The 13,055-nt window shown below is 69.2% G+C and carries 6 protein-coding genes and 1 tRNA gene; 4 read left to right on the forward strand and 3 right to left on the reverse strand.

Translation table 11 applies throughout. The features are described from left to right. Positions 1-62: 62 nt before the first annotated feature. Positions 63-1,151 carry an ABC transporter ATP-binding protein gene (locus tag OHA21_RS36495; protein WP_328462905.1) on the reverse strand — a complete coding sequence of 363 codons (1,089 nt, stop codon included), beginning with the start codon at positions 1,149-1,151 and terminating at the stop codon, positions 63-65. A gap of 138 nt (positions 1,152-1,289) precedes the next feature. Between OHA21_RS36495 and OHA21_RS36500 the strand changes: the two genes are divergently transcribed. Next, positions 1,290-1,363 (forward strand) — tRNA-Thr (locus OHA21_RS36500). A gap of 4 nt (positions 1,364-1,367) precedes the next feature. Here OHA21_RS36500 and OHA21_RS36505 read toward each other — a convergent pair. After that, positions 1,368-1,853, reverse strand: coding sequence for a hypothetical protein (locus OHA21_RS36505; RefSeq protein ID WP_328462907.1), 486 nt, complete (start codon positions 1,851-1,853; stop codon positions 1,368-1,370). Beyond that, complete coding sequence (locus tag OHA21_RS36510) at positions 1,846-5,619, reverse strand: hypothetical protein (protein ID WP_328462909.1); 3,774 nt, start codon at positions 5,617-5,619, stop codon at positions 1,846-1,848. Before OHA21_RS36510 ends, OHA21_RS36505 begins: the two co-directional genes overlap by 8 nt. Before the next feature lie 513 nt (positions 5,620-6,132). On the opposite strand from OHA21_RS36510, the gene OHA21_RS36515 reads away from it, so the two are divergent. The 3 genes from OHA21_RS36515 to OHA21_RS36525 are packed head-to-tail and all read left to right on the forward strand — an operon-like array spanning position 6,133 to position 13,055. After that, positions 6,133-8,616, forward strand: a complete 2,484-nt coding sequence (locus tag OHA21_RS36515) for an FG-GAP-like repeat-containing protein (protein ID WP_328462911.1) — start codon at positions 6,133-6,135, stop codon at positions 8,614-8,616. Positions 8,617-8,651: 35 nt separating this feature from the next. After that, positions 8,652-10,847, forward strand: coding sequence for an FG-GAP repeat domain-containing protein (locus OHA21_RS36520; protein WP_328462913.1), 2,196 nt, complete (start codon positions 8,652-8,654; stop codon positions 10,845-10,847). 15 nt (positions 10,848-10,862) lie between these two features. Next, entirely contained in the window at positions 10,863-13,055 is a 2,193-nt protein-coding gene (locus OHA21_RS36525) for an FG-GAP repeat domain-containing protein (protein ID WP_328462915.1), read from the forward strand.

Here is a 13,055-nt window from a genome sequence, read left to right on the forward strand (position 1 = left end):
GCCGTTGATGAGACCGGGCGGCCTCCCCGTCAGGGAGACCGCCCGATTCTCAGTTACTCAGATCAGACCCGGACGCCGGAGCCGGCGTTGAAGACGTGCAGCGCGTTGGTCTGCGGCCGGATGTAGACCGTCTCGCCCATGTGCGGCATGTAGCGACGCTCGGTCCGGACCACGAAGCGCTCCGAGCCGCCGCCGACCTCCGAGTGGCCGTAGACGTTCGCGTCGGAACCGAGGTCCTCGACCAGGTCCACCACGATCGGCAGCGCGTCGGCCGACTGGCCGACGACCTCGGCAGCCTCCGGACGGAAACCGATGGTGACCTTGCCGTCGCCGCCCTGCTGGGCCGCGGCGACCTGCTCACGGGTGAGCGGGATGTTCAGCGAACCGAAGGTGGCGCCACTCTCGGTCAGCGGAACGGTCTTGATGTTCATGGCCGGGGAGCCCATGAAGCCGGCGACGAAGACGTTGCCGGGGGTGTCGTAGAGCGCCCGCGGGGTGTCCACCTGCTGCAGCACACCGTCGAGCATGACCGCCACCCGGTGACCCATGGTCATGGCCTCGACCTGGTCGTGGGTCACGTAGACCGTGGTGACGCCGAGCTTCGCCTGCAGCGAGGCGATCTGCGAACGGGTCTGGACGCGGAGCTTGGCGTCAAGGTTCGACAGCGGCTCGTCCATGAGGAACACCTGCGGCTGACGCACGATCGCGCGGCCCATGGCGACACGCTGACGCTGACCACCGGAGAGCGCCTTCGGCTTACGCGACAGGTACTCCTCCAGCTGGAGCAGCGCGGCGGCCTCCTTGACGGCGCGGTCGATCTCCGCCTTCGGGGTCTTGCGCAGCTTCAGGGCGAACGCCATGTTCTCGTACACCGTCATGTGCGGGTAGAGAGCGTAGTTCTGGAACACCATCGCGATGTCACGGGACTTCGGCGGGAGGTGGGTGACGTCCTTGTCGTTGATGAGGATGCGGCCGCGGTCCACGTCCTCCAGGCCGGCGAGCATGCGCAGGCTGGTGGACTTACCACAACCGGAGGGGCCGACCAGGACGAGGAACTCGCCGTCGCCGATCTCGAGGTTCAACTCGTTGACCGCGGGGCGCTCAGAGCCCGGGTAGATCCGGGAGGCCTTGTCGTACGTGACGGTAGCCATGGTGAATCGACTTCCTTTCCACCGGCAGGAACGTGCCGGACGATCCGAGTAGAAGGAACAGCCCCGCCACCGTATTTCTTTTTCCCTGGCCTGCCAAGACGGTGACCGCATCACAGGACGTTATGCTGATGCCGGCACGCCCCTGTAGCTCAGATGGCCAGAGCACCCGTCTTGTAAACGGGAGGTCGTCGGTTCGATCCCGACCGGGGGCTCTTCTCAACTCCAGGGGTTGACCCGCGGAACTCGGCGCCACCTGGCGTTCAGCCCCTCGAGCTCACCGAGCCGCGGCGCCTGCAACCGCAGCTCGGCGCCGCCGTCGTCCAGCGTCGCGGCCAGGAATCGGTGGTCGAGGGACGCCAGCAATTCGCCCAGCGGACCGGTCAGCAAACCCGGTTCCGCAGCGCCGAGGACGTCGATCTGATCTCGCGACTCCAGATCATTGACGTACTCGTCGACGAGGTAGAAGCCGTCCGGCGCCCAGCCCTCCTCCATCCGGCGGATCAGCCGCTCCCAATAGCGGAATCTGTTCCGGACGGAATAGGTCGGCTCAGCGAGAATCCGGGCGGTGGCCTGCGGCAGCCGGGCCCGTTCCGCGGCCAGGCGGTGGGCATCGGCGACGTCGATCAATGCCATGGCATCGGCCGGAAGCCGACTCCAGGTCGTCTCCGTCGCCGGCGCCCACTTCGCCCAGCCGTTATTCATTCACCTGCTCCAAGAAGTAGTCATAGCCCCGGTCCGGCTGCATGAATGTACCGTTGTCGCCTTCACGAATGACCATCGTGCCGCTCTTGGAGTCCCACCATCCCCAACGCGGAGTTCCCGACGGGGTGTCCCTCATCTTGATTCCCGGCTTGCCGCGCATGAGGTCCTCGATGTATTCCGCGACATCTTCGTCGTCCACGCCGGGGATGGACCGGCCGTTCGCGTGCATGGCGATCTTGTCGGCGACGAGCGAGACGTTGCCGCCCTGACTGGCCGGGTCCGGCTGCCCCTTCTTGCACGGGACAGTGCTGTTCGCGGCCGACATCCAACCGGCGGTCACCGCGCGGTAGAGCGTCTGGAGGCCGCCCGATCCGAGACTGTTGCCGAAGAAAGCGGGCGCGGCCCGGAATGCATTCAGCGGAGGGGTGACCGGAGGCGTGTAGGGGCACGAAGGCGCCTCTTCCTCCTCTTTCCGCTTCTTTTCCTTCTGCAGGAGTTCGTCCTGCTTCTTGCGCGCATTCCGGCTGTTCTCGGCGAATTTCTTGTACTTCTTGTAGATGTCCCAGAGGTTCCCGAGCTTCTTCAGCTTGCCGAACGGCACGAGCTCGAGGACGGCCCAGAAGCAGGCGCTCCAACTGGGCTCGTTGACGCAGGTGAGGATCTCGCCGAGGAACAGGTCGCCGAGGATCTCGAGACCGTTCTCCTTGATGAAGTCCTGCCAGCCCTGGCCGGCTGCTTCCTTGGCTGCCTCGTACGCCGCGCGATCCGCATCGCTCATTCCCTCGAGGAGCGACTGCTCCTGCTCCGGGGTCAGCCCGGAACCGTTCTTCAGCGCCTCCTCGAGCCGCTTGCGTTCGGCTTCCTCGGCCCGCTCGTACGCCTGCTGAGCTGCGACAGCGTGCTCGAGTGCCTTGCTCGCCGCCTGGGCGGCGCTGTCCGCGTGCTTCTGCGCGTCCTCAGCGAACTTCTTGGCGTCAGCGGCATCGGCCTCGGCCCGGTCCGCAGCGCCACGGGCAGCCGCGGCGTCGCTCTCCGCCGCGGAGGCGGCGCTCTCGGCGGCGTTCGCGTCGTTCTGCGCCTGCTGGGCACTGCGGCCGGCGATCGCGGCGTCGTTGGCGGCCTCGTTCGCCGCCTGCCGGGCTGCCTGCGCGTCGGCACGGGCCTGCGCATCCGCCCGGCCGGCGCTGGCCGCCGCGGCACGAGCGGCCGCAGCGTCGGCGGCCGCTTGGGCGGCGTACTTCTTCGCCTCAGCTGCCGACTGTGCCGCGTCGGCCGCCGACTTGGCTGCCGCTGCAGCCGCCACATAGGCCGGCTTGACCTGCGCGTTGGCCAGGTCCGCGGCCTGCTGCGCCTTGGTCGCCGCAACCAGCGCCTCCTCGGCGCGAGCCTGCGCCGCAGCTGCCTGCTCCGCACCGATCGTCTTGGCCTGCTCGGCCACCAGCTTCACGAAGTCGGCGTCGATGTCGGCGCCGGTGAACGGGCTGACCATGCCGATCGCGGTGTTCGCCGGCTCCGCGATGCCCGCCGCCGACTGCCGCGCCGCCGCTGCCGCGGTCACCGCGATCTCGGCCTGTGCCGCGGCGGCAACCGCCTCGCTGGTGGCGGCCTCGGCTTCACTCCTGGTCCGGTCCGCTGCCCACAGCGCCCGCATCGCCTGCTCGGCCGCCTGCCCGGCGAGGTTCACCGCCGCGGTCGCCGCCTGGGCCGCCTTCACCTGCTGTGCGGTCGCCACGGCCGCTTTCGCGTCCGCCCGTACCCGTGCCGCATGCGTCGCCTTCGCCGACGCCTCGGCCCGGTCGGCTGCGGCGTCCGCGGCGTCCGCGGCGGCACGCGCCCGCACCGCAGCCGCCCACGCCCGCTCGGCGGCCTGCCTGGCCTGGGTAGCCGCACCGCGCGCGTTCGCGGCTGCGCCGGTGGCGGTGTTGGCGAACGATCGTGCTGACTTGGCCGCGCCGTCGGCGGTCCGGTACTCGGCGTCCGCCTCGTTCGCCGCCGCTTGGGCTTCCGCTTTGGCGCTGTCGCTGTCGGCCGACGCCACCCACGCCTTGGTCGCCTGCGCCTTGGCCTGGGCGGTCTGCCGGTCCCGTTCCGCGACGAGCGCCGCGTCCCGGGCGGCGGCCGCCTCTCGTTCCTTGCCCCACGCCTTCGTATCGGCAGCGGAGGCCTTGTTGTTGGCGTCCTGGGCCCGTCCGCGTGCGCCGTTGGCGATGGCCGCCTGGGCTTCGGCGTTGGCACGGGCGTTGCGGGCCGCTGCGGCCTGCCGTTCCGCCTCCGCGCGGTGTGCGGCCGCGTTGGCGGCTTCCTGCTGGGCGATCTGCCGCTGTCGCTTGGCTTCCGCGGCCTGCGCTTCAGCTTCCTGGCGGTGCCGGCGGGTCTTCTCCGCCTCTTCCCATGCCTTCGCCTCAGCAGCCTGCGCCTGCTCCCGCGCCTTCTTCGCCCGCGCCGCCGCCGTCTTCGCCGCCGCCGCCTGCTTCGCCGCAGCAGCCGCCAGCTTCGCCGCCGACTTCGCGTGCTCCTCCGCATGCTGACGCCACTTGATCGCCTGCTGCGCGTGCGCCTCAGCCTTCGCCTGGGCATCCTCCGCGTTGTTCGTCGCGACGGTCGCGTCGACCGCGTGCACGGCGGTCTGCGCGGCGCCGACCGCGGCGGTGGCGGCTTCGCTCATGCCCTGGGTGATCTGCGACCACTCCGCGCCGTACTCCAGGCCGATCTCGATCAGATCATTCGCCGCAGTAGTGGCCACCTGCGCCGATCGGGCGGCCTCGGTCGCCGCGGTCTGCGCGTACCCGAGCTGCCGCTTCGACTCCGCATTCGCCGCCGCCAACTCGGTCGCCTTCGACGCCGCCGTACCACTGCCGGCCAGCACCCGGGACGCGTGCCGGGCAGAGTTCGCGGCCGCCGCCATCGCGTTCGACGCCTGCTGCAGAGCACGCACGCCTTCGCCGTGCGCCGCCAACAGGCGGGTCCGTGCCTCATTCGCCGCCGCCGACTTGCGCGCCAACTCGGTCAGTTCCTCGGCCGCCTTGTTCCGCGCCTCGAGGTCCTTCAGATACTGCTCACGCTCGGCCGCGTCGGCCCGCGCCGCAACCAGATAACCAGTGGTCAGGAACGTGTTGATCGCGTCGTCATCGCCCGCGAAAGCCGCCTCCGCGGCCCGCTTGACGTTCGACTCCGCCGGCGCCGTCGCGGCGATCAGCCGAACCCGCTCCCGCAACGCCGCAGCCCGCTCAGCCGCGTCCTTGGCTTCCTTGGCATCACGGTCACGGGCGATGGCCGCGCCGTACGCCAAGAACGCCGCCCGGTCGCTGTCGGTACCGGCCAGCACCCGGTCGACCTCGGCGTTGAAATGCTTCCCGCCGGTACCCTTCAGCGCCTTGATCGCCGCCAGATTGTCGGCAGCTTCCTTCGTCTTCCGCGCCGCGATCTGCTTGTCCAGCGCCGGCTTGTCGGTGATCGCGAACTTCTGAATGATCACCGGATCCGCGGTAGCCAGCGCGGCCAGCGCGGCGTCGCGGACCTCCGGCTCCGGAGTCAGCTCCGCGATGTCGGCGACTGCCTTGCGCCACCGCTCGGCCATCGCATCCACACCGGTCGAGCCGTTCCACGACTCGGTGATCAGCGGCGGAACCTGGATCTCCGAGACCGTCGGAGTCGGAGTCGGCTCGGCCGCCGACGCCGGTGGGGCGTGCAGGCCCGCACCCACGATCGCTGCAGCCAGCGACGCCGTAATCCACATGCGCAGGCGCGCCCGTACCGAAGTTGTCACCACAACACCCGTCCACGTCACAGCAGCAAAAGGGGAGGAGGAAAAGGGACTCAGTCCGCGAGCAAACCCCGCACGCTGCATGGCATTGACGCCGACTCCGGCAGCACTTCACCCGTACGCCGCACAAGATCCCCCGTAGATCTGTTGGCAGAAAAGACCACGTGGGGGCGAACACCGCTGTTAGCGGATTTGTCGTCAAGCCCCCACGATCCGTGACATCTAAGCATGGACAGCTATCGAGATCCACCCCGGATCCAGGAGCGATCTATCACTAACCGCCGCTCACCTGCATCGATGGAATCTTGGGGCGGTTTTCTCACCTTTCCGTTCTTGCCTGTGCCATCGACAGCCGTTACCGTTCCCGTCTGCATCCACCGCCCGGCCGATGCCCGGTCGGCACGATCAGATGTCAGCCATCCCCGAAGAGCGGACCTGCGACGAGGCTGGGTTCCGGATGGTCCCTGGCCCGCTCATGGATGCACGTCGCTGTCTTCACCACGGGGGAATACACACATGACTGCCTCGCACCGCGCTCTGACGCGGCGCCTGCTGACCGCTGGGCTCGCCGCGGTCACTCTCACCACGACTGTCCCGGCCGTCGCGCACGCCGCGCCGGCGGGACGCGCCACGGCCGCCTACCTCGCGCTGGCCGATTACGATCAGAAGCTTGCCGTCGCCGTGAAGTTCGGTTTCGGCGACGACTTCGAGCTCATCGAGCGCGACGACCGCGACTTCGTCATCGGCCTCTGGACTCTCCTCAAGGAGAACCCCGACTTCCTGGAAGTCACGCTTGCTGCCGAGCGCGCGTTCACCACTTCGGACCCGCAGGATCCGGAGGCCGCGGATCGCGCCTGCCACGAGTTCATCGTCACCGGCGTCCACGCCGCCTACGACCGCGACGTGGCCCGGGAGCAGCGCGAGGCCGAGGCGAAGCGGCAGTCCGATGTGGCCCGTACGGCCGCTGCGGCCAGCATCGACGTGATCGCCGACGCGGCCCTGCTCAACGGCACCGACGCCCAGTTCATCCAGCAGATCTGGGAACGGGTGCTGGACGACCCCGACTGGGTCGAGGTCAAGAACGCCGCGGCGGAGGTCCGCGACGGCACCCCCGAGGAGCAGAAGCAGTTCATCGCCTCGGGTATGGCGGCCGCCGCCAAGGAGGCCGTCGAGCGCCGCATCCGCGAGGACGACGAGAAGACCGAGGCGCAGAAGGCCGCCGAGCTGGCCCGCGCGGCCAAGCAGCTCGCCGCGAACCGGATCGGCCTGCCGGTCACCGAGCAGCTGCTGAACCTGCCCGACCGGGACTTCGTCACCGAGGTCTGGAACTTCGCGCAGGACGGCTCCGAGGTTCAGGCCGCCGCCGTCGACGCGGCCCGCAGCAACGACCCGGCGGTTTGGAAGACGTTCATCGCGACCGGCATTCATCAGGCCAAGGATCGCGACATCCAGATCGCGCTGGACAAGAAGTATCAGGCCGACCGCGCCCTGGCCGAGCAGCTGAAGGCGACGGCGACCGCGAACGGCGACCTCAACCTGCTGCACGCCACCACCAGGGCGCTCGCCGGTACGCCCACCCAGCTCGACACCTTCCTGCGGGTCGGCCAGTACGACCTCGACCTGAGGACCGGTTTCGAGTCGGGCGACGTGCAGCCGACCTGGTCGAACAGCCCGGCCGCGGCGAACGCCGTCGTGAACGTCAGCAAGGCGGCGCTGGGCGTCGGCACCGGGACCGGGCACACCGGCGGAGCGGCCCTGGTCTACTCCGGCTCGGACGACAACACCCTGCAGTCCTCGGCCTACCTGCGGTCGATGGCACTGAGCCGGATCACCGTCAAGCCCGCCACCACACTGTCGTACTGGATCAAGCCGGACAGCAGCACCGCCCGGCCGGGCGTGAAGACCCGGAACAGTACGTGCGTCGCCATCGACCTCGTGTTCAGCGACGGCACGTACCTGCGCGACTCCGGCCTCAAGGACCAGCGCGGCAACCGCATCCACCCGGCCCACCAGTGCAGCAAGCTCACCGCCGACCAGTGGAACCTGGTCGTCGTGCCGCTCGGCAGCGCGCTGGCCGGCAAGCAGGTCACCGGGCTCAACGTCGGCTACGAGCAGTCGAACAACATCGGCGGCTACCGGGGCCTGATCGACGACATCACCATCTCCGAGTCGCCGGTCGATCCCGGCGAGCCGGGCACTGTGCCGAACTACCCGGTCGACAAGCCCGTGCGGGACTTCAACAGCGACGGCCTCGTCGACGTCGTCGGGCGTACCGCGCAGGGCGAACTCCGCCTCTACCGCGGTAACGGCAAGAACGGCTTCCTGGACGACGGCGTCTCCTTCGGCTCCGGCTTCAGCGGGTTCACCGCCGTCTTCTCATCCGGCGACTTCGACCGCGACGGCCTCGCCGACGTCATCGGGCGCAACTCCGCGGGCACCCTGCTCCTGTACCGCGGCAACGGCAAGGGCGGATACGTCGACGGCCGGGGCATCTCCATCGGCACCGGCTGGAGCAGCCTGAACTCGCTGTTCTCACCCGGCGACTTCGACCGCGACGGCTTCACCGACGTCATCGGGCGTACCTCCCAGGGCGAGTTGCTCCTCTACCGCGGCAACGGCAAGGACGGCTTCCTCAACTCGAACGGCATCTCCGTCGGCACCGGCTGGAGCAGCCTGAACTCGCTGTTCTCACCCAGCGACTTCGACCGCGACGGCCTCGCCGACGTCATCGCCCGCAACTCTCTGGGCGACCTGCTCCTCTACCGCGGCAACGGCAAGAACGGCTTCCTGAACGCGAGGGGCATCGTCATCGGCACCGGCTGGAACGGCTTCAACACGCTGCTGTCGGCCGGGGACTTCGACAACGACGGTCTCGCCGACGTCATCGGGCGGACCACCTCGGGCGAACTCCGCCTCTACCGCGGCGACGGCAAGGACGGCTTCCTCAACAGCGGCACCGCGATCGGCAGCGGCTGGCAAGGCCTGAACCTGATCTTCTGATCGGCCGAAACCACACACTACGGGGGAATACGCACATGTCTGTCTCCACCCGCGCGCTGACCCGGCGGCTGCTGACCGCCGGGCTCGCCGCGGTCACCCTCACCACGGTCGTCCCGGCCGTCGCCCACGCCGCACCGGCCGAACGCGCCACGACCGCGTACCTGGCCCTCGCCGACTACGACGAGAAGCTCGCCGTGGCCGTGAAGTTCGGCTTCGGCGACAACTTCGAGCTCGTGGAACGCGACGACCGCGACTTCGTGGTCGGCCTCTGGGACCTGCTCAAGGAGGATCCCGACTTCCTCGAGGTCACCCTCGCCGCCGAGCAGGCTTTCACCACTTCGGACCCGGACGACCCGGAAGCCGTCGATCGGGCCTGTCACGAGTTCATCGTCAGCGGTGTCCACGCCGCCTACGACCGCGACGTGGCCCGGGAGCAGCGCGAGACCGAGGCCAAGCGGCTCTCCGACGAGACCCGTGCCGCGGCCGCGTCCAGCATCAACATCACCGCCGGCAAGGCGTTGCTGGACGCCACCGACACCAGCTTCATCCAGCAGATCTGGGATGCCGTCGAGAACGACGCCGACTGGCCCAAGGTCAAGGCTGCCGCTTCCGCGGCCCTCGCCGGGAACGCCGAGGAGCAGCAGCAGTTCATCGCGACCGGGCTGACTGCCGCCGCGCAGCAGGACACCGCGGACCGGATCGCGAAGGACGAGGAGAAGACCGAGGCTGAGAAGGCTGCCGCACTGGCCCGGGCCGCCAAGCAGTTCGCCGCGAACCGCATCGGCCTGCCGGTCACCGAGCAGCTGCTGGCCCTGCCCGACCGCGACTTCGCCACCGAGGTCTGGAACTTCGCCCCGGACGGCTCCGAGGTTCAGATCGCGGCCATCGAAACCGTGCGCAGTCTCGACCCGGCGGTCTGGAAAGCGTTCATCGACACCGGCGTCCACCAGGCCAAGGACCGCGACATCCAGAAGGCCCTGGACGCCGTGGAAGCGGCGGACCGCAAGCTGGTGCAGGACATCCTGGCGCGCGCCGAGGCCGCCTTCCAGCGCAACCTCGCCGCGGCCGCCCGCAAGGCGCTCGCCGGCACGGCTTCCGATGTCAGCGCCTTCCTGCGTACGGGCCAGTACGCCGCGTACGAGCTGGACCGCGCCGAACGGCTGCGCTGCAACACCTCCGGCGTCGTGGACGGCCCGAACCAGGCCGGCGGAGTCGTTTACGCCGTCGACTACACCGGCGACTGCATCGACGACCTGGGCAACCAGAACCCGTCCGGTCAGCTGCGCGCCTGGCGTGCCACCGGCGAGATCGCTACCGGCAAGCTGTTCGTCGGCCCGTCGAGCCTGGTCGGCGGCGGCTGGACGGCCACGAACATCCCGCGCATCGTGACCGGTGACTTCAACGGCGACTTCAAGGCCGACATCATCGGTCAGGCCTCCGACGGCAAGCTGCGCGCCTGGCCGTCCACCGGCACCGTCGGCGAGAACAAGCTCTTCACCGGCGCGGCCCGGATCGTCGGCGGCGGCTGGACGACCACCAACATCCCGCGCATCATCACCGGCGACTTCACCGGCGACGGCAAGACCGACATCATCGGCCAGGCCGCCAACGGTCAGCTCCGGGCCTGGGCGTCCACCGGCAACATCGCCGAGAACAAGCTCTTCACGACCGCCGCGTCCGGGATCGTGGGCAGCGGATTCACGGTGGCCGCGTACCCGCGGATCGTGACCGGCGACTTCAACGGCGACGGCAGGACGGACATCATCGGCCAGGCGGCCAGCGGGGAACTGCACGGTTTCGCGTCGACCGGGAGCATCGCCGACGGCAAGCTCTTCGCCGCGTACAAGGTGGTCGGTGGCGGCTGGACCACCACGAACATCCCGCGCATCATCACCGGCGACTTCAACGGCGACGGCAAGACCGACCTCATCGGCCAGGCCTCCGACGGCAGGCTTCGCGGCTTCCCGTCCAGCGGCGTCATCGACACCGGCAAGCTGTTCTCCGGCACCTATCCGATCGTCGGCGCCGGGTGGACCGCTACCAACATCCCGCGCATCGTGACTGGCGACTTCAACGGCGACGGCAAGACCGACGTCCTCGGTCAAGCCGCGAACGGCGAACTGCGCGGCTTCGCGTCCAGTGGCGTCTTCGGCGACAGCAAGCTGTTCCCGGGTGCCTATCCGATCGTCGGCGGCGGCTGGACCATCGCCAACACTCCGCGAATCTTCTGATCGGGGGACCGACACATGACCATCTCCACCCGCGCCCTGACTCGGCGGCTGTTGACCGCCGGGCTCGCCGCAGTCACCCTCACCACGGTCGTCCCGGCCGTCGCCCAGGCCGCGCCGGTCGAACGCGCCACGGCCGCCTATCTGGCGATGGCTGAATACGACGACAGGCTCGCGGTCGCCGTGAAGTTCGGCTTCGGCGACAACTTCACACTCGTCGAGCGCAACGACTGCGACTTCGTCGTCGGCCTGTGGGACCTGCTCAAGGAGGATCCGGACTTTCTGGAGGTCAGCCTCGCCGCCGAGCAGGCCTTCACCACGTCGGACCCGGAGGATCCGGAAGCCGCGGACAAGGCGTGCCACGAGTTCATCGTCACCGGCGTGCACGCTGCCTACGACCGTGACATCGCCCGGGAGCAGCGCGAGACCGAGGCCAAGCGACTCTCCGACGAGACTCGCGCGGCCGCCGCGTCCAGCATCAACATCGTCGCCGGCAAGAACCTGCTGGACGCCACCGACACCAGCTTCATCCAGCAGATCTGGAACCACGTCGAGGACGACGCCGACTGGCCCAAGGTCAAGGCCGCTGCCTCCGCGGCGCTCGCCGGGTCGGCGGAGGACCAGAAGCAGTTCATCGCCACCGGCCTGACCGCCGCCGCCCAGCAGGACACCGCCGACCGGATCGCGAAGGACGACGCCAAGACCGAAGCCGAAAAGGCCGCCGCCCTCGCCGAAGCCGCCAAGCGTTTCGCCGCCAACCGCATCGGCATGCCGGTCACCGAGCAACTGCTCGCCCTGCCCGACCGCGACTTCATCACCGAGGTGTGGAACTTCGCCGCGGACGGCACCGAGGTGCAGGCCGCCGCCATCGCCGCGGTCCGCAGCCTGGACCCGACGGTCTGGAAAGCCTTCATCGACACCGGCGTCAACGAGGCCAAGGACCGCGACATCCAGAAGGCCCTGGACGCCGTGGAAGCCGCCGACCGCAAGCTGGTCCAGGACATCCTGACCCGCGCCGAGGCCGCCTTCCAGCGCAACCTCGCCGCAGCCGCCCGCACCGCCCTGGCCGGCACCGCCGTCGACGTCAGCACCTTCCTCCGCACCGGTCAGTACGCGGCGTACGAACTGGACCGCGCCGAGCGGCTGCGCTGCAACACCTCCGGCGTCGTGGACGGCGGGGCGCAGACCGGCGGCGTGGTGAACGCCGTCGACTTCACCGGCGACTGCATCGACGACCTCGGCAACCAGAACCCGTCCGGCCAGTTGCACGCCTGGCGGGCCACCGGCGAGATCGCCACCGACAAGCTCTTCCCCGGCGCCGCCAGCCTGGTCGGCAGCGGCTGGACGACCACCAACATCCCGCGCATCATCACCGGTGACTTCAACGGCGACTTCAAAGCCGATGTCATCGGCCAGGCCTCCACCGGCGAGCTGCGCGCCTGGCGGGGCAGCGGCACCATCGGCAACAGCAAGCTGATCTACGGCGCCTACCAGGTCGTCGGTGGCCGCGCCTGGAACACCACGAACACCCCGCGGATCATCACCGGGGACTTCAACGGCGACGGCAAGACCGACATCATGGCGAACTACGCCACCGGTGAGCTGCGGGCCTGGGCGTCCACCGGCAACATCGCCGCGGACAAGCTCTTCACGGTGTCGGGATCCGTCGGCACCGGGTTCACGGTCGCCGCCTACCCGCGGATCGTGACCGGCGACTTCAACGGCGACGGCAAGACCGACATCATCGGCCAGGCCGCCAACGGCGAACTGCACGCCTACGCGTCGACCGGCACCATCGCCGACAACAAGCTGTTCGCGTCGTACAAGGTCGTCGGTAGCAGGTGGACCACCGCCAACTTCGCGCGCATCCTCACCGGCGACTACAACGGCGACGGCAAGACCGACATCATCGGCCAGGCCGCCGACGGCCAGCTCCGTGGCTGGGCATCCAGTGGCGACATCAGCACCGACAAGCTGTTCCCCGGCGCGTTCAGCTCGGTCGGCCGTGGCTGGACCGTCGCCGCGTACCCGCGCATCGTCTCGGGTGATTTCAACGGCGACGGCCGGACCGACATCATCGGCCAGGCCGCCAACGGCGAACTGCGCGCCTGGCCGTCCAACGGCGTCATCGGCGACAGCGCGCTGTACAACGGCGCGGCTCGCATCGTCGGCAGCGGCTGGACGATCGCCGCCTACCCGCGAATTTTCTGA

Origin of the sequence: Actinoplanes sp. NBC_00393, assembly GCF_036053395.1 — a bacterium.
Taxonomy (GTDB): domain Bacteria; phylum Actinomycetota; class Actinomycetes; order Mycobacteriales; family Micromonosporaceae; genus Actinoplanes.

Coding starts and splice junctions, on each gene's coding strand:
- OHA21_RS36525 (WP_328462915.1), top strand. CDS start 10,863: ATGACCATCTCCACCCGCGCCCTGACTCGGCGGCTGTTGACCGCCGGG.
- OHA21_RS36515 (WP_328462911.1), top strand. CDS start 6,133: ATGACTGCCTCGCACCGCGCTCTGACGCGGCGCCTGCTGACCGCTGGG.
- OHA21_RS36505 (WP_328462907.1), bottom strand. CDS start 1,853: ATGAATAACGGCTGGGCGAAGTGGGCGCCGGCGACGGAGACGACCTGG.
- OHA21_RS36520 (WP_328462913.1), top strand. CDS start 8,652: ATGTCTGTCTCCACCCGCGCGCTGACCCGGCGGCTGCTGACCGCCGGG.
- OHA21_RS36495 (WP_328462905.1), bottom strand. CDS start 1,151: ATGGCTACCGTCACGTACGACAAGGCCTCCCGGATCTACCCGGGCTCT.